At 72.0% G+C, this 16,574-nt stretch carries 17 protein-coding genes; 4 read left to right on the forward strand and 13 right to left on the reverse strand.

Translation table 11 applies throughout. The features are described from left to right. Nucleotides 1–17: 17 nt before the first annotated feature. Nucleotides 18–1,358: a sensor histidine kinase gene (locus tag VQ03_RS21760; RefSeq protein WP_342586474.1), complete on the reverse strand. Its 1,341-nt coding sequence runs from the start codon at nt 1,356–1,358 to the stop codon at nt 18–20. Further along, the gene (locus tag VQ03_RS21765) at nt 1,355–2,023 is read right to left on the reverse strand and encodes a response regulator (RefSeq protein WP_048453001.1); all 669 of its coding nucleotides are present in this window, start codon (nt 2,021–2,023) and stop codon (nt 1,355–1,357) included. The genes VQ03_RS21760 and VQ03_RS21765 overlap by 4 nt, the downstream gene beginning before the upstream one ends. A 147-nt stretch (nt 2,024–2,170) precedes the next feature. On the opposite strand from VQ03_RS21765, the gene VQ03_RS21770 reads away from it, so the two are divergent. Next, nucleotides 2,171–2,914 (forward strand): DNA-binding protein, encoded by a 744-nt coding sequence (locus VQ03_RS21770; protein WP_245292162.1) that lies wholly within the window; start codon nt 2,171–2,173, stop codon nt 2,912–2,914. A gap of 58 nt (nt 2,915–2,972) precedes the next feature. Here VQ03_RS21770 and VQ03_RS21775 read toward each other — a convergent pair whose 3' ends face one another. Next, entirely contained in the window at nt 2,973–3,770 is a 798-nt protein-coding gene (locus VQ03_RS21775; RefSeq protein ID WP_048453002.1) for a DUF3750 domain-containing protein, read from the reverse strand. A gap of 131 nt (nt 3,771–3,901) precedes the next feature. On the opposite strand from VQ03_RS21775, the gene VQ03_RS21780 reads away from it, so the two are divergent. Genes VQ03_RS21780 through VQ03_RS21790 form a run of 3 tightly spaced genes read left to right on the forward strand, consistent with a single transcriptional unit; the run spans nt 3,902 to nt 5,796 of the window. Continuing rightward, nucleotides 3,902–4,438 (forward strand): tellurite resistance TerB family protein, encoded by a 537-nt coding sequence (locus tag VQ03_RS21780; RefSeq protein ID WP_048453003.1) that lies wholly within the window; start codon nt 3,902–3,904, stop codon nt 4,436–4,438. Nucleotides 4,439–4,450: 12 nt separating this feature from the next. After that, entirely contained in the window at nt 4,451–5,308 is an 858-nt protein-coding gene (locus VQ03_RS21785; protein WP_048453004.1) for a DUF1206 domain-containing protein, read from the forward strand. A 17-nt stretch (nt 5,309–5,325) separates the two neighbouring features. Beyond that, on the forward strand, nt 5,326–5,796 hold the full coding sequence (locus tag VQ03_RS21790; protein WP_048453005.1) for a DUF3237 domain-containing protein: 471 nt from the start codon (nt 5,326–5,328) through the stop codon (nt 5,794–5,796). Between the two features lie 66 nt (nt 5,797–5,862). Here VQ03_RS21790 and VQ03_RS21795 read toward each other — a convergent pair whose 3' ends face one another. The 10 genes from VQ03_RS21795 to VQ03_RS21840 all read right to left on the reverse strand — a co-directional run bounded on the left by VQ03_RS21795 (nt 5,863) and on the right by VQ03_RS21840 (nt 16,480). Continuing rightward, complete coding sequence (locus VQ03_RS21795) at nt 5,863–6,609, reverse strand: YebC/PmpR family DNA-binding transcriptional regulator (protein ID WP_048453006.1); 747 nt, start codon at nt 6,607–6,609, stop codon at nt 5,863–5,865. Between the two features lie 204 nt (nt 6,610–6,813). Continuing rightward, nucleotides 6,814–7,683, reverse strand: a complete 870-nt coding sequence (gene phnE, locus VQ03_RS21800) for a phosphonate ABC transporter, permease protein PhnE (RefSeq protein WP_048453007.1) — start codon at nt 7,681–7,683, stop codon at nt 6,814–6,816. Beyond that, the gene (phnE, locus tag VQ03_RS21805) at nt 7,680–8,564 is read right to left on the reverse strand and encodes a phosphonate ABC transporter, permease protein PhnE (RefSeq protein WP_048453008.1); all 885 of its coding nucleotides are present in this window, start codon (nt 8,562–8,564) and stop codon (nt 7,680–7,682) included. The genes phnE (VQ03_RS21800) and phnE (VQ03_RS21805) overlap by 4 nt, the downstream gene beginning before the upstream one ends. 119 nt (nt 8,565–8,683) lie before the next feature. Then, on the reverse strand, nt 8,684–9,610 hold the full coding sequence (gene phnD, locus VQ03_RS21810) for a phosphonate ABC transporter substrate-binding protein (RefSeq protein ID WP_048453009.1): 927 nt from the start codon (nt 9,608–9,610) through the stop codon (nt 8,684–8,686). 29 nt (nt 9,611–9,639) lie between these two features. Continuing rightward, nucleotides 9,640–10,461, reverse strand: coding sequence for a phosphonate ABC transporter ATP-binding protein (gene phnC / locus VQ03_RS21815; protein WP_048453010.1), 822 nt, complete (start codon nt 10,459–10,461; stop codon nt 9,640–9,642). A gap of 75 nt (nt 10,462–10,536) precedes the next feature. After that, entirely contained in the window at nt 10,537–11,154 is a 618-nt protein-coding gene (locus tag VQ03_RS21820; RefSeq protein WP_048453011.1) for an LbetaH domain-containing protein, read from the reverse strand. 4 nt (nt 11,155–11,158) lie between these two features. Beyond that, complete coding sequence (locus VQ03_RS21825; RefSeq protein ID WP_048453012.1) at nt 11,159–11,836, reverse strand: DUF1045 domain-containing protein; 678 nt, start codon at nt 11,834–11,836, stop codon at nt 11,159–11,161. A gap of 305 nt (nt 11,837–12,141) precedes the next feature. Then, on the reverse strand, nt 12,142–13,653 hold the full coding sequence (locus VQ03_RS21830; protein ID WP_048453013.1) for a fumarate hydratase: 1,512 nt from the start codon (nt 13,651–13,653) through the stop codon (nt 12,142–12,144). A gap of 230 nt (nt 13,654–13,883) precedes the next feature. Then, the gene (locus tag VQ03_RS21835; protein WP_245292163.1) at nt 13,884–15,023 is read right to left on the reverse strand and encodes a CaiB/BaiF CoA transferase family protein; all 1,140 of its coding nucleotides are present in this window, start codon (nt 15,021–15,023) and stop codon (nt 13,884–13,886) included. Nucleotides 15,024–15,043: 20 nt separating this feature from the next. Further along, the gene (locus VQ03_RS21840) at nt 15,044–16,480 is read right to left on the reverse strand and encodes an aldehyde dehydrogenase family protein (protein WP_048453015.1); all 1,437 of its coding nucleotides are present in this window, start codon (nt 16,478–16,480) and stop codon (nt 15,044–15,046) included. Between the last annotated feature and the right edge of the window lie 94 nt (nt 16,481–16,574).

The following is a 16,574-nucleotide window of genomic DNA, read 5'->3' on the forward strand; positions in this document are numbered from 1 at the left end:
TCCCTCCCGCGTGAGCCTCAAGCCGGCAGCCGCAGCCGCGCCCGCAGGCCGCCCATCGCCGACCGGTCGAGCTCCAGGCCGCCGCCATAGAGCTCGGCCAGTTCCGTCGTGATGGCGAGGCCGAAGCCGTGGCCCGGCACGGTCTCGTCGAGGCGCCGGCCGCGCCGCGCCACCGCCGCGAGCGCCTCCGGCCCGAGGCCCGGCCCGTCATCCTCGATCGCGACCACCACCTCGTTCCCGACGGCGCGGCCTGCGACCCGCACCTCCTGCCTGCACCACGTGCAGGCATTGTCGACCAGGTTGCCCAGCATCTCGTCGAGGTCCTGCGGGTCGCAGGCCGCGGCGAGGCTCGGAGGGATGTCGTGAGTCACCCGCACGCCCTTCTCGGCGTGGAGCCTCTCCAGGGCACCCGCGAGGTCGGCCACCGGCCCGGCGAGGGCGGTGCGGGTCCGGGTCGCGCCGGTCAGGGCGGCGCTGCGGGCCCGGCGCAGATGGTGGCGCAGGCCGCGGTCGAGGCTCGCGACGAGCTGCGACAGGCGCCCGTCCGGGTCGCGGCCCGGCTCCGACAGGGCGAGCGACAGCGTGGCGAGCGGCGTCTTCAGCCCGTGGGCGAGGTTCGCCACATGGGTGCGGGCCTGGGCGAGCTGGGCGGCGTTCTGGTCGAGGAGGGCGTTGATCTCGGCGGCGAGGGGGCGGACCTCGGCGGGCTGGGGATCGGGCACCCGCTCGCGCGCTCCCGCCCGCACGGCCTCCAGTTCCTGCCGCAGCCGGTCGAGGGGGCGCAGGCCCAGGCGCACCTGCGCCACCGCCCCGGCGGCGAGGCAGAGGCCCAGCACCCCGAGGCTCGCGGCGAGCGCCAGCCCGGCCTCGCGCAGGGGGCCGTAGAGGGCGGCCCGCGGCGCGCTCGCGGCGATGACGGTGCCGTCCGGCAGGGGGAGGACGCGCAGGATCAGCGCCTCGCCCCGCGGGCCGGTCCCCTCCGCCGGGCGGGGGCGATCCTCGTCCCCGACCGGCGGCGCCGGTAGCGCGAGGTCGCGCGTCCCGAGCGACGCGGAGCGCAGGACGGCGTCGCCCCGCCGTACCTGCCAGGCCCAGCCCGCGCCGGGCCGGTCGAAGGGCGGGGCGTCGAGGTCGCGGGAGAGCCGCAAGGACGGCCCCGGCTCCAGCCCCGAGACCAGCGCGACGATCTGCGCATCGAGCCGGGAATCGATCTGGCCGCGCACGAAGCGGGCGAGGATCAGCCCGATGGCGAGGCCCGCCACCACCAGGGCGGCCACGATCAGCGCCAGCGCCCCGAGGAGCAGACGCCGGCGCAGGGAGCCGATCCGGCTCGGTCCCATCTGCCTCGGGCCGGTCACGGCGCCTCCCCGGCGGTGAGGCGATAGCCGTGGCCGCGCACGGTCTCGATCCGCGCCGGCGCGATCTTACGGCGCAGCCGCGTGATGATGACCTCGACCGAGTTCGAATCAACCTCCGCGTCGCCCTCGTAGACCCGCTCCAGCAGCTCGCCGCGCGGTACCACCCCGTCGCGGCGCAGGATCAGGCAGGACAGGACCCGCCATTCGAGCCCGGTGAGCTTGAGCGGCAATCCGTCCCGCGAGAAGGCGCCGAGGCCGGGATCGAAGGCGACCGGCCCGCAGGTGAGGATCGTGGCGCCGTGCGCCGCCGCGCGCCGCACCAGGGCGCGCAGGCGGATCACCAGCTCCTCGACCCGGAACGGCTTGACCAGGTAGTCGTCGGCCCCGGCCTTGAAGCCCGCCACCTTGTCGCTCCAGGCGTCACGCGCCGTGAGGATCAGCACCGGCAGGGTCCGGCCGGCGGCGCGCCAGCCCTGCAGCACCGCGATCCCGTCGCGCTTCGGGAGGCCGAGATCGAGCACGGCGGCGTCGTAGGTCTCGGTGTCGCCGAGATGCGCGCCGTCCTCGCCGTTGCGGGCATGGTCCACGGCGCAGTTCTCGGCGCGCAGGACCCGCAGGATCTCGGCCGCGAGGGCCGCGTCGTCCTCGACGAGCAGAAGCTTCATGCGGCGCAGACCACGTGTCGACAATGGACTTTCGCCGTAGGCCCGGCGGTTTAACCGAACCTGAACGGTCGGGTTCAGGCCCGGTTCCCGGCGCCTGCCGTAGAGAAGCGCCGACCCGAGAGGGCTCAACACACAGGGACCACACCGATGACCGACCACACCACCATCGAGGGCCAAGCGACCGAGATGCAAGCGACTGAGATGCAGGCGAACGAGATGCGAGCGAACGAGGCGAAGGCGAACGAGGCGAAGACCGCCGGGACGGATCCGGTCGGGAGCCCGAAGGCCGCCCCGCATCCGCGGCCCCGCCGCGGCCTCCTCGTCGGCGCCGTCGCGGTGCCGCTGGCGCTCGGCGCCGTCGGGCTCTCCCTCGCCCAGCCCGCCCAGACGCCGCTCACCCCCCTGGCCCCGGTCGCGGTGAGCGCGCTCGCGCCCTCCGGCGCCATCGCCGCCAAGGGCGAGGTCGCCGAGATCTTCGGCAACAAGTTCGTCCTCCAGGACGGCACCGGCCGCGCGCTGATCGAGACCGGCCGGGCCGGGGAAGGCGGCACCCTCGTCACCAAGGGCGAGAGCGTGACGGTGCAGGGCCGGTTCGAGAACGGCGTCCTGCATGCCAGCGCCCTGACCCGGGCCGACGGCCGCGTCGAGGCCTTGCGCCCGATCGGCCCGCCCCCCGGCGGCCTCGACTGGGCCAAGGACAAGGTCGGGCTCGGGCCGAGCGTCGACGTGCAGGCCCTCACCGGTGCGGTGACGGCGGCCGGCTACACGGATGTCCGCGTCGCCGGCCGCGGCCCGCGCCACCTCGACGTGGCGGCGAAGGGCCAGGACGGGAAGGAGCGGATGCTGCATGTCGGCTTCGACGGGCAGATCCGCGAGAAGCGGGTGTTCTGAGGCGCCGCGACGGGTCCGGACCATCGGGGCGATCCGGGGGTCCGAGACGCCCCCGTGCTCAGCTCCTCGCCGCCGGGGCGATCAGCGTCTCGGTCGCGCCGGCCGGATCCATGCCGATGCGGCCCCAGCCCGGCAGCTTCAAGGCCGGGCGGCGCAGGTCGAGCCCCGCCACCGCGCCGAGGATGTTCACCTCGAGTCCCTCGACCCAGCCGAGGGTGAGGCCGAGATAGCCCCGGGCCGAGAGCTGCACCCCGGTGCGGCTCGGCGTCCAGGCGAGCAGGCGCTCCGAGAAATCCTTGCCGAGGGCCGTCGGCGGGAGCGCCACGGCGAGCTCCGGCACCGCCCGCAGCACGTGAGCCACGAAGGTGTTGGAGTTCGGCCCCGGCCAGGCGCTGTAGGTGCCGGCCTTCCGGTGCGGATAGAGCGCGACCGCCTCGCGGATGCGCGGCACGGCCCGGGCCGCCGCCTCGCCGTCGAGGGCGAGCACCACCTGAGGCGGGTTGCCGAACCAGCGCGCATCGGCCGCGTAGGCATCGGTGCGCACCGGCAGGCCCCAGCCGACCACGTCGTAACGAGTGTAGCGCGGCGCGCCCGCCTCCTTGACCACGATCCAGGTGTGATGGGCGAAGATGCCCCGCCAGCGCCCGACCCGGGCGGCATAGATCCGCACCTTCGCCTCCGGCGCCGCAGCGGCGGCGGGCAGGAGCCGGGCGCTCGACCAGTCGGCGGTGGACCAGTCGGGGGCGAGGTCGTCGCGGCTCCACCACCACAGGGCATGGGCGGCGAGCGGCAGCAGGAACAGGAGGACGAGGGCGAGCACGAGGGTGCGCGCCAGCCAGGCCAGGGCGAGAAGCATGACCGGAGAGATGGCGCTCCGAGCGTGGCGGCGCAACCGGCGGGTCGATCGTCGCGTCCTTCCGCGAACCGGAGCCGGGCAAGACCGTTGTCGGCAAAGATGTGGACCGATGACGGACGAGGGAGGGCGCGATGGCCGAGGTGAAACGGGTGCTGGATGCCCTGGTGCGCAGCCGCCGCGGCGGGCTCGCGGCTTCCGCCGCCCTGGGCGGGCTGGCGCTGATCGCCGGGCTGGCCCTGCGGGCGACGCAGCAGGAAGCGCCCGCCGCCGGCAAGCCCGCCGTCGCGCCGTCCGCGACGCCCTTCGATGCCGGCGCGCTCAGCGACGACGAGGCGACGCTCTGCCTGCGCATCATGGTGGCGGCCTCCGCCGCCGACGGGGTGATCGATGCCCGCGAGCGCGAGCGGCTGGACGCGGCGGTCGCCGAATCCGGCCTCGACCTCGCGGGCCGGCAATGGCTCGCCCGCGAGCTGGAGGACCCGGCGACGATCGACGAGATCGCCGACCGGGTGCAGCATCCGGAGGCGGGCGCCCGGGTCTACGCCGCGGCCCGCCTCGCCATCGATCCCGACACGATGCAGGAGCGGACCTTCCTGCGCCAGCTGGCGGAAGCCCTCGACCTCGACGCGGACGCGGTCGAACGGGTCGAATCCGGCCTCGCGGCCTGACCGGAGGCACCCATGCGCCGAGGATCAGGGGATTTCCACGGCCGGCAAGCCCTCGAACTGCTCGCCCGCCTCGGCTACGGCGCCCGCGGGGTCACCTACTGCCTCGTCGGCGGCCTCGCGGTGCTGGCGGCGATCGGCGTCGGCGGCCAGACCGGAGGCAGCCGCAGCGCCCTCCTGATCCTGCTGGAGCGGCCCTTCGGCTGGATCCTGCTCGGCCTCGTGGCGTTCGGCCTCGCCGCCTTCGCGCTGTGGCGGGTGGTCGAGGCCGTCACCGATGCCGACCATTACGGCCGCTCGGCCAAGGGGCTGGCGACCCGGGCCGGCCACCTCGTCAGCGGCGTGACCTATGGCGGCCTCGGCGCCTCGATGATGATGGCGGCGCTCGGGCGCGGCACCGCCCGCAAGCCCGAGGACCAGGGGGCGCAGGACTGGACCGCCTGGCTCCTGCAGCAGCCCTTCGGCCAGTGGCTCGTCGGCGCGGTCGGGCTGGTGGTGATCGGCGCCGGCCTCGCCTTCGCGCTGAAGGCCTGGAAAGGCGACGTGTGCAAGCGCCTGTCCGTGCCCCACGATGCCCGCGACTGGGTGCGGCATGTCGGCCGCTTCGGCTACGCCGCGCGGGCCCTCACCTTCGGGCTGATCGGCGGCTTCCTGATCTCCGCGGCGATCGCGAGCCGGTCGAGCGACGTGAAGGGTCTCGGCGGCGCGCTCCAGGCGCTGCGCGCCGAACCCTATGGCTGGGTGCTGCTCGGCCTCACCGCCGCCGGGCTCGCCGCCTTCGGGGTGTTCGGCCTCGTCCAGGCCCGCTACCGCCACATCGACCCGCCGGACCTCGACGCGGCGCGCCGGGCCGTGGAGGATGTCACGCGATAAAACTCGGAGGAGACGCCATGGACGCGCCGCTGCCGCTCGGCACCGAATTCCTGTTCCGCATGAGCCTCACCGTCGGCGCGCCGCAGGGACTCGGCACCTCCCGCGGCACCGACCTGCGGGTCGTGCCGGTCACCGGCGGCACCGTCGCGGGCCCGCGGCTCACCGGCGAGGTGCTGCCCGGCCCGGCCGGCGACTGGCTGCGGATCGAGCCGGACGGTACGACCCATCTCGACGTGCGCCTGACCTTCCGGGCGGGCAGCGGCGGGCTCGTCTACTGCCAGTATACCGGCCTGCGTGCCGGCCCGCCGGAGGTTCTCGCCCGGCTCGGCCGCGGCGAGGCCGTGGCACCGGAAGAGTATTACTTCCGCACCGCCCTGCGCTTCGAGACCGGGGCGCCGGACCTCGCCTGGCTCAACCGGATCATCGCCGTGGGCGTGGGGCAGAGACTGCCGGAGGGGCCGGTCTACGACGTGTACGGCGTGATGTGAGACGGCCGAGACGCCCCCATGCCGCCGCGCCCGCCCGGCCGTCCGCAACGGCCGGGCGTCCGGGTCTCACCCCTGCATCTTCGCCAGCATGGCGTCGGACACCGCGAAGTTGACGAAGACGTTCTGCACGTCGTCCTGGTCCTCGATGGTCTCGACCAAGCGGATCAGCTTCTCGGCCGTCTCGTCGTCGACGTCGACGGTGTTCTGGGCGCGCCAGATCAGGGCGGTGCGGCGCGGCTCGCCGAAGCGGGCCTCCAGGGTCTTGGCGACCTCGCCGAGAGACCCCTGCTCGCAGGTGACCTCGTGGCCGCTCTCGTCGGACTTCACGTCGTCGGCGCCGGCCTCGATGGCGGCTTCCAGCATCGTGTCGGCGTCGGCCACCTTGGCGTCGAAGGCGACGAGGCCGACATGGTCGAACATGAACGAGACGGCGCCGGTCTCGGCGAGGCTGCCGCCGGACTTGGTGAAGGCCGAGCGCACGTCGGAGGCGGTGCGGTTGCGGTTGTCGGTCTGCGCCTCGACGATCAGCGCGGCGCCGCCGGGGCCGTAGCCCTCGTAGCGGACCTCCTCGTAGTTCTCCGCGTCGCCCCCGGCCGCCTTCTTGATGGCGCGCTCGATGTTGTCCTTGGGCATGTTCTCGGCCCGGGCCGCCAGGATGGCGGCGCGCAGGCGCGGGTTCATCGAGGGGTCGGGCGTGCCGAGCTTGGCCGCCACGGTGATCTCCCGGGCGAGCTTGGAAAACACCTTCGAGCGGACCGCGTCGACGCGGCCCTTGCGGTGCATGATGTTCTTGAACTGTGAATGCCCGGCCATGGTGCTCCCCGGCGGATTGGTGAACCTGACGCGCGGAGAGCGCCCGGCGGGGCTCTCGACGCCGCAAGGTCCGCGTGAGACAGCCGGCTTATAGGCGCCCGCCCCCGGGGAAGACAATGAGGAAGACAATCGCGCCGCGCGAGGTTTTCGTCCGCCTTCGCGGCTGCGAAAACCCGGTGGAATCAGTCCCCTAACCGCGCGGGGTCAGTGGGCCGCAGCCCCGATGATCGCCCGGCGCAACCGGCCCGAGACGAGGTCAATCAGCGCCACGGTGACGAGGATCATCAGCACCAGGAAGGCGACCTGCTGCATCTCCAGCACCCGGATCAGCTCGGTGACGTACTGGCCGATGCCGCCGGCCCCGACGATGCCGATGATGGTGGCCGAGCGGGTGTTCGACTCGAAGAAGTAGAGCACCTGGCTCGCCAGGACCGGCAGCACCGCCGGCACCAGGCCGAACCGGACCCGGTGCAGCCGGCTGCCGCCCGACGCGGTCACGCCCTCCTGGGCCTTGCGGTCGGCGGTCTCGATCGCCTCGGAGAACAGCTTGCCGAGCGCGCCGAAATCCGAGCAGGCGATGGCGAGCGCGCCGGCAAACGGCCCGAGGCCCACGACGTTGATCCAGATCAGCGCCCAGATCAGCACGTCGACGGAGCGGATCACGTCGAAGCCGCGGCGCACGCCGAAGCGCAGGAAGGGGTTCGGCACCACGTTGCGGGCGGCCAGGAACGCCACCGGGAAGGCGAGGCAGGCCGCCGTGAGGGTGCCGAGGAACGCGAGCGCCAGGGTCTCGCCCAATGCCGTGAGGAACAGGCCGAAGCGTCCCTCGGCTGAGGGCGGCAGCATCATGCCGGCGAACTCGCCGAGGCGCCCGAGACCGTGGAGGATGCGCAGGAGCGAGAAATCGAGCCGGACCATCGCGAAGACCGCGAGGCCCACCACCCCCACGAGGATGCCGATCACCACGCCGCGGCGCGACCACGAGGGCCGGAAGACTTGGCGGTGGCGCCGGCGCAGTCCGTCGAGGTCGGCGAGCGCCGCCTGGCGCAAGGGAGAGGGCGGGCGGCGGCTCACGCGTGGGCCTCCCGGCCGAGGAGGTGGTGGCGCAGGCGCTCGGTGGCGAGGTCGATCGCCACCACGGTGAGGATGACGAGGAGCAGGATCGCGCTCACGTCCGAATAGTAGAAGTTGCGGATCGCGACCAGGAATTCCTGGCCGATGCCGCCGGCTCCGACGAAGCCCATCACGCCCGCGCCCCGCACGTTGATCTCGAAGCGCAAGAGCGCGTACGAGGCGAAGTTGGAGAGCACCTGCGGCACCACCGCGAAGCGCACGGTCTCGACGAAGCCCGCGCCGGTTCCGGCCAGGCCCTCGACCGGCTTCATGTCGATGTTCTCGACCACCTCGGAGAAGAGCTTGCCGAGCGCGCCCGCGGTGTGGATGGCGAGCGCCAGCACGCCCACCATCGGCCCGAGCCCGAAGGCGATCACGAAGATGAGCGCGAACACCACCTCCGGCACCGTGCGGCACACCTCCAGGAAGCGCCGGGCGCAGAAGCGCAGGGCTTGCGAGCGCACCAGGTTGGCCGAGGCGAGGAAGCAGAGGCCGAAGGCCGCGATGCCGCCGAACAGCGTGCCGAGATAGGCCATCAGCAGCGTCTCGGCGAGGAGCGCGAGCCATTTCGGCAGGCCCCAGTACCAGGCCGCCACGTCTGCCGGCAGGTTGTCCAGGGTGAGCGGCGGCAGGATCTGGGCGATGTAGGCGGTGAAGTTCTGGATGTTGTCGAGGAAGGTGAGCGGCCGCACCTCGGCCATCCAGCCGGCGAGCAGGTACAGCGCCACGATGGCGACGACGACCGCCAGATTGCGCCAGCGCGTCGACGCGACGGCGCCGGAATAGGCGGCGAGCAGCGTCCTCTCGCGCTCGGGCGGCAGTTTCTCGATGCGGACGGTCACGGGGTTTCAGGTCTCCAGTGCCGGACGGACGACCTCCCGTTCGAGAAGTCGCTCCGGCGAGACGGTCGAGCGCGGGTCTCCCCTCTCCCCACGGGCGGGGAGAGGAGATCACCCAAGCCTCACGACCGCTTGCGCTGCTCGTCGTTGTAGCGAAGCATCTCGATGATCGGCTGGTAGTCCTTCAGCGTCACCGGGGTGAGGCCGAGGTCCTTGCCGTCCGAGAGCTTGTCGAAGGCGGCCTTGTCCTTGGTCGGCAGGTCGATGAAGGCCTGGCGGATCGTCCGCTTCAGGTCGTCCGGCAGGCTGGCGAGGACCGCGAACGGGCCCTCGGGCAGGAACTCCGACTTGAAGACGACGCGGAAATCCGATTGCTGCATCTGCGAGCCGTCGGGCTTCTTCAGCATCCCCTTGGCCGCCATGCGGGTGACGGTGGTGTCGGTGTCGGAGTTGTAGAGGTTGGCGGCGGCGTCGGCGGTGCCCTGCACCAGCGCCAGCACGGCGTTCTCGTGGCTTCCGGCGTAGAAGGTCTTGCCGAAGAATTTCTCGACGTCGTGGCCGGCCTTCTGCAGGAAGAAGCGCGGGGCCTGGTTGCCGGAGGTCGAGTTCGGATCGACGAAGGCGAGGCTCTTGCCCTTCAGGTCCTCGATCTTCTGGTACGGGCTGTCGGCCCGGACATAGATCACGGAATAATAGCCCGAGGCGCCGGTCTCGTGCTTCTGGTTGACCAGCGGCTCGAGCTTCACCCCGGTCATCACCGCGCGGGCGAAGGAGGCCGGGCCGTAGAAGGCGAGCTGGATGTTGCCGGCGCGCTGGCCCTCGATCACCGCCGCGTAGTCGTTGGCGACCCGCAGCTTCACCGGCACGCCGATCTCCTTCGAGAGATAGGCGGTGAGCGGGGTCCAGCGGTCGACGGTGCCCGACGCGTTCTCGGCCGGGATGACGCCGAGCGTCAGCTCGGGATACTTGGCCTTCCAGTCCTGAGCGGCGACGGGGCCGGCGGCGAGCATCAGCGCGGCGGCGCCCACGAGGGTGCGACGGTTCAGCATCGATCAAGTCCTTCTCGGAACGGAAAAAGTCAGGCGCTCAGCGCCTCGGCGTGGCGGACCGGAGCCCGCACCGGCACCGGCGGAGGCTCGGCTTCGCCCCGGTCCATCACCTCGCCGGCCTCGAGCCCGTAGAGGGTGCGGGCGACGTCCTCGGTGAGGTCGAAGCCGCGGCCGTCGAACACCACCCGGCCGGCCGAGAGGCCGATCAGCCGGTCGCAATAGGCGCGGGCGAGGTCGAGGGAGTGCAGGTTGCACAGGACGGTGATGCCGTAGCGCTTGTTGGCGTCGGCGAGCGCGTCCATCACCAGCCGGGTGTTGCGCGGGTCGAGGGAGGCCACCGGCTCGTCGGCCAGGATGATCTCCGGCTCCTGCACCAGGGCCCGGGCGATGGCGACCCGCTGCTGCTGGCCGCCCGACAGCTGGTCGGCCCGGTTGGCGGCGAAGGATCCCATGTCGAAATTTTCGAGCGCGGCCAGCGCCAGCGCCTTGTCCTCCTCGCTCCACAGCTTGAGGAGCGAGCGGTGAACCGGCATCGGGTTGAGGCGGCCCATCAGCACGTTCGTCATCACGTCGAGCCGGCCGACGAGGTTGAACTGCTGGAAGATCATCGCGCAGCGGGCGCGCCAGGCGCGAAGGGCGCCGCCGCGCAGGGCCGTCACGTCGGTGCCGTCGAACAGGATGCGCCCGCCGGTCGGGTCGGCGAGGCGGTTGAGCATCCGCAGCAGGGTCGACTTGCCGGCGCCCGAGCGCCCGATCACGCCGACGAAGCTGCCGCGCTCGATGGACAGGCTGACGCCGTCCACGGCACGGCGCGCGCCGTATTGGCGTGTGAGATTCTCGACAACCAGCATCCGTTCGCCCGATTTCGCTGTTCGGGCGAACGTAAACGCTGGTTAAGCGACAACAGGATGACAGACTGTTAGTACTTAGCCGGCGTACTTATCAAGGAAGGCTTCGATCGGAAGCTCGCGGAAGTCCGGAAGGGCGGCGCGCAACCGGTCGTGCTCCCAGTCCCACCAGGCGAGTTGCATCAGACGCTCCGCGACAGTCGCGTCGAAGCGGCGGCGCACGGGGCGGGCCGGATTGCCGACCACGATGGCGTAGGGCGCGACGTCCCGGGTCACGATGGCTCCCGCCCCGATGACGGCGCCGGTGCCGACGCTGCGCCCCGGCAGCACCACGACCCCGTGGCCGATCCAGACGTCGTGGCCGATGGTGACCGGGCTCGCCCGGCGCCGGTCGAAGAAGGCCGGCTCGTTCGATTCTTCAGGCCAGTACGAGGCGGCGCGGTAGGTGAAGTGGCTCTGCGAGGCCCGCTCCATCGGATGGTTGCCCGGGTTGATCCGCACCATCGCGGCGATCGAGCAGAACTTGCCGATCGTGGTATAGATCACCTCGCCGTCGTTGCCGATATAGGAGTAGTCGTCGAGGGTCGTCTCGGTGAGCCGGGTGCGCGGCCCGATCTCGGTGTAGCGGCCGAGACGGCATTCCCTGACCGTGGCGGTCGGGTCGATGGCGGGCTCCAAGCCCAGTTGTCCGGTCATCGCGTCAGCCTCCGAACGTCGAGCGCTGCAGCACCCGGAACGGGCCTGAGCCGTCCTGGCGCAGCACCGACAGGGCGTCGAGCCTGAGGGGTGCCCCGGCGCCGTAGGCCTCGGCCAGTCGCTCGCGCCAGGAGGCGCGTGCCTCCTCCGGCAGGGCGTCGGTCAGGGTCATGTGGAAGCGGAATTCCTCGAAGACGTGCGGGTAGCCCCAGCGCGCCAGCAGCGCGCGACCGCGGGGGCTCAGGCGCTCCGGCTTGCGGCGCGCGGTCTCGGCCTCGGTGAGGGGTGCGCGGAACGGCTCGAAGGCGGCGACGCATTCGGCGGCGAACAGGCCGAGCTCCGGGGGCGGCGCCTGCGGGATCAGCGCCGTGAAGGCGCCGAGGGTCGCGACCCGCAAGGGGCCGACCGGCACCGGCGGGTGATCGGCGGCAAGGGCGGCGGCCGCTTCGAGCAGGTCGGCCCCGGTGGTGTCGGGGGCCAGCCGCATCGGCGCCTTCAGGGTGGCGTGGAAGCCGTAGAGCCGGGGGGAGCCGGTCACGCCCGCGAGGTCGGCCAGCCCGTCGGGACGGGGGATTTCCGTGCCGGTGTGGTTGTCATACCCGAGGACGGCGTTGCCGAACCGGGCGAGGTCCGAGCCGGGCTTCGGCGTGAAGTAGAGGGCGTAGCGCGTCGTGCCGGTCACGCTTTTCTCCTTGTGCCGCCCGATTCAGCACGCGGGCGTGACTGAACGGTGACGGTGGAGGACGGACGCGGCGACGCCGGGGATCAACCCTCCCCTCTCTGCGGGGAGGGTGGCGAGCGTCAGCGAGCGCAGCGGGACGAAGTCCCGCCGAGAGGGGCCGCGCGACGCTGGTCGACGCGGCGCCCGTCAGAATGGTCGCGGCTTCTCCGGAAGCGTGGTTCCCTGTCCCGCCCCGCTCCGTGGGGCCGCCTCCCCCGCAGAGGGGGAGGGAGAAATCCGCGCCTCGCCCGGGAACGACCTCACCTTTACGCAGGCGCCATCTCCCGCACCGGCCGGCGCCAGCGGGCCGGGCCGTCGCGGTGGACCGATGTGCCGGCGGCATCGACCGCCACCGTCACCGGCATGTCCTCGACGATGAATTCGTGGATCGCCTCCATGCCGAGATCGGCGAAGGCGAGCACGCGCGCCGACTTGATCGCCTTCGAGACGAGGTAGGCCGCACCTCCCACCGCGATCAGGTAGGCCGCCCCGTGGCGCGCGATCGTCTCGACGGCGGCGGGACCGCGCTCGGCCTTGCCGACCATGACGAGGAGGCCGGTCTGCGACAGGATCGGCTCCAGGAACTTGTCCATCCGGGTCGCCGTGGTGGGACCGGCCGGGCCCACCGCCTCGTCGCCGACCGCATCGACCGGGCCGACATAGTAGATCGCCCGGTCGCGCAGATCGACCGGCAGCGGTTCGCCCGCCGCCAGCATCCGGGTCAGGCGGAGATGCGCCGCGTCGCGCCCGGTGAGCAGGCGACCCGAAAGAAGAAGCGTCTCGCCGGCGCGCCAGGTCGCCACCTCCTCGCGGGTCAGGTGGTCGAGATCGACCCGCCGCCCGGCCGCCGTGGCGACGCTGATGTCCTGCGGCCACAGGTCGAGGGAGGGCGGGGTGAAGACCGCCGGGCCGCTGCCGTCGAGGGTGAAGTGGGCATGCCGGTCGGCGGCGCATTGCGGGATGAGGCCGACGGGGAGCGAGGCGGCGTGGACCGGGAAGGTCTTGAGCTTCACGTCGAGCACGGTGGTGAGCCCGCCGAGGCCCTGCGCGCCGATGCCGAGGGCGTTGACCCGCTCGAAGATCTCCAGGCGCAGCTCTTCTTCCTGGGACGACGGGCCGCGGGCGCGGATCTGCGGCAGGTCGATGGGATCGAGGAGCGAGAGCTTGGCCAGCGTCATCGCCTTCTCGGGCGAGCCGCCGACGCCGATGCCGAGCATGCCCGGCGGGCACCAGCCGGCGCCGAGCGTCTCGACGGTGCGCACTACCCAGTCGGCGACCGAGTCGCTCGGGTTGAGGGCGGCGAACTTCGCCTTGTTCTCCGAGCCGCCGCCCTTGGCCGCGACGTGGACCTCCACGGTCTCCCCCGCCACCATCTCGACATGCAGCATGGCCGGCGCGTTGTCGCCGGTGTTGCGGCGGCCGAAGAGCGGCTCGGACACCACCGAGGCGCGCAACGGATTGCGCTCCTCGCGCCAGGCGCGGCGGACGCCCTCGTCGACGATTTCCTGGAGCGAGCGGTTCGACACGATGCGGGCACCGAGCCCGACCTTCATGAACACTTGCGCGGTGCCGGTATCCTGGCAGATCGGCCGGCGGCCGAAGGCGGCCATGCGGGAATTGACCAGGATCTGCGCCATCGCGTCCCGCGCCGCCGGGCTCTCCTCGCGCCGCCAGGCCTCGGCGAGGTTCTGGATGTAGTCCGCCGGGTGATAGTACGAGATGAATTGCAGGGCGTCGGCGATGGAGGCGACCAGGTCTTCTTCGCGGATGGTGGCCATGGCGGTCCTCCCGTATTCCCTATGAAATGTGCAGCTTCCATGCCGCTTGAACAAGCACTGCGTCATCCCGGGGCCGCGCAGCGGAGCCCGGGATCCAGAGCCTGGGGTCATTCGGAAAGAAGCGGACAACATCCCGCTTGATCCTGAACCATCCGCGGTTCTGGATCCCGGGCTCCGCTGCGCAGTCCCGGGATGACCCCGAGATGGGGAAACGGGCTGGGTCCTGGCTCTTAGGCCGCGAATTCCCGCCGGATCGCCTCGCTGTGCTCGCCGATCCCCGGCACCCGGCCGAGCACCGGCGCCTGGCCGTTGCGCAAGGCCGGCGGCGCGACGATCGAGGCCGGGCCGGCCTGGGTCTCGACGGTGACCCGGCGCAGGGCCGGATGCGAGACGAGGTCGGCGAGCCCGTTGACGAAGCCGTAGGCCGTGCCGGCCGTGCGCAGCCGCGCCGCGGCCTCGTCGCGGCTCAGCTCCGAGAAGACCTGGGCCACCACGGCATCGACCTCGGGCCGGTTCGCCACCCGGGCGTTGTTGCTCTCGAAGCCGGGGCGCGACGGCAGGTCGGGCTGGCGCAGGAACTCGGTGCAGAAGCGGGCCCATTCGCGCTCGTTCTGGATCGAGATGAGCACCAGGGCCCCGTCCCGGGTCGGGAAGGCGCCGTAGGGGCAGATCGACGGATGGGCGAGGCCCACCCGCTGCGGCGCCCGGCCGGTGCCCTCGAAGTAGAGCAGCGGGACGTTCATCCAGTCGGCCATGCCGTCGAACAGGCTGACCTCGAGCCTGGCGCCCTCGCCGGTGATGCCCCGGGCGATCAGCGCCTCCAGCACCGCGGCGTGAGCCGCCATGCCGCAGGCGATGTCGCAGACCGACACCCCGACCCGGCCCGGGCCGGCCGGGTGGCCGGTGATCTCGGCGAGCCCGCTCTCGGCCTGGACCAGGAGGTCGTAGGCCTTCATGTCGGAGTAGGAATGGCCGGCGCCGTAGCCGGTCACGTCCACGGTGATGAGCCGGGGGTAGCGGGCCCGCAGCTCCTCCGAGCCGAACCCGGCCCGGGCGGCAGCGCCCGGCGCGAGGTTCTGGATGAACACGTCGGCCTTGGCGAGGACGGCGTGGAGGAGCTTGGCGTCGCCCGGGTCCTTGATGTCGGCGACCAGGCTCTCCTTGCCGCGGTTGAGCCAGACGAAGTAGCTCGCCAGGCCGTTCACCGAAGCGTCGTAGCCGCGGGCGAAATCGCCCTCCGGCCGCTCGATCTTGATGACGCGGGCACCCGCGTCGGCAAGGCGCGAGGAGCAGTAGGGGGCTGCCACCGCCTGCTCGAGCGCCACCACGGTCAGGCCGCCGAGCGGACGGACCCCACTCCCCGCTGCCAAACTCCCCGCCACCATGATCGTCAGACCCCGTGCTTGATCGCGATCATCTTCATGGCGCCGAAGCCGTAGAGCGCCTCGAAGCCCTTCTCGCGACCGTGGCCCGAGCCCTTCACGCCGCCGAAGGGCAGCTCGACGCCGCCGCCGGCGCCGTAATTGTTGACGAAGACCTGGCCCGACTTGATGCCCTTCGACAGCCGCAGGGCCTTGCCGAGATCCTGGGTCCAGATGCCGGCGGCGAGACCGTATTCGGTGCCGTTCGCGACCGCGAGGGCCTCGGCCTCGTCGCGCACCCGGATCGCCACCAGGACCGGGCCGAAGATCTCTTCCTGCGCGAGTCGGTGGTCCGGCGGCACGTCGCCGATCAGGGTCGGGCGGACATAGTAGCCGTCGCCCGGGACGTTGGTGCCGAGTTCCCCTTCGGCCAGGATGGTCAGGCCGTCGCGGCGGGCGAGGTCGATGTAGCTCTGCACCCGCTCGCACTGCTTGGCGTTGACCACGGGGCCGAGATCGAGATCCTGCTCGCCCGAGCCGACCCGCAGGTCCTTGAAGCGCTTCGCGAGGTCGGCGGTGAAGCTGTCGTAGATCTTGTCCTCGATCACCACCCGCGAGCCGGCCGAGCAGGTCTGGCCGGCATTCTGGGTGATCGCCTTGACGATGACGGTGCCGGCCTCCGACAGGTCGGCATCGGCGAAGACGACCTGGGGCGACTTGCCGCCGAGTTCGAGTGTCACCGGAATGGTGTTCTTGGCCGCGGCCGTCTGGATCAGCACGCCGACCTCGCGCGAGCCGGTGAAGCTGATGTGGTGGATACCCTTGTGCGAGGCCAGAGCCGCGCCCGCCTCCTCGCCGAGGCCGGTCACCACGTTGAGGCTGCCGGCCGGGAAGCCGGCTTCCGCCGCGAGCTTGGCGAGGTGGAGAGCCGAGAGCGAGGTGTCCTCGGCGGGCTTGAGCACCACGGCGTTGCCCATGGCGAGCGCCGGGGCGACCGAGCGGCCGGTCATCTGGAGCGGGTAGTTCCACGGCACGATCACGCCGACGACGCCGTGCGGCTCGTAGACGGTCATCACCGTGAAGCCGTTCTGGAACGGGATCGTGTCGCCATGCACCTTGTCGGCGGCGCCGCCATAATACTCGAAGTAGCGGGCGCAGACCTGGGCGTCGTTGCGGGCCAGCGTCAGCGGCTTGCCGACATCCTCGCTCTCCATCTGCGCCAGGATCTCGGCGTCGCGGCGGATCAGCTCGGCGAGCTTCAGCATCAGCCGGCCGCGGGAGGCGGCGTCGAGCCGGCCCCACTCGCCGTCCATGGCGGCGTGGCCGGCCTTGACGGCGGCATCGATCTCGGCCGCGCCGCCGCGGGCGATGCGGGCCATCTCCTGGCCGTGCGACGGGTTGATGACCGGCAGGGTCGCCTCGCTGCCGGTCCAGGTGCCGCCGATGAAGTGCTGGTGGGCGTTCATGCTTCAACCTCCCGTGGCGGCCGGCAGCCGTGACGGGGCAGCCGGCCTGCTGTTGAGCGCGGTGTTACCGCGCCGGGAGGGATGATTCCAATAC

It is taken from the genome of Methylobacterium tarhaniae (assembly GCF_001043955.1).
GTDB lineage: Bacteria > Pseudomonadota > Alphaproteobacteria > Rhizobiales > Beijerinckiaceae > Methylobacterium > Methylobacterium tarhaniae.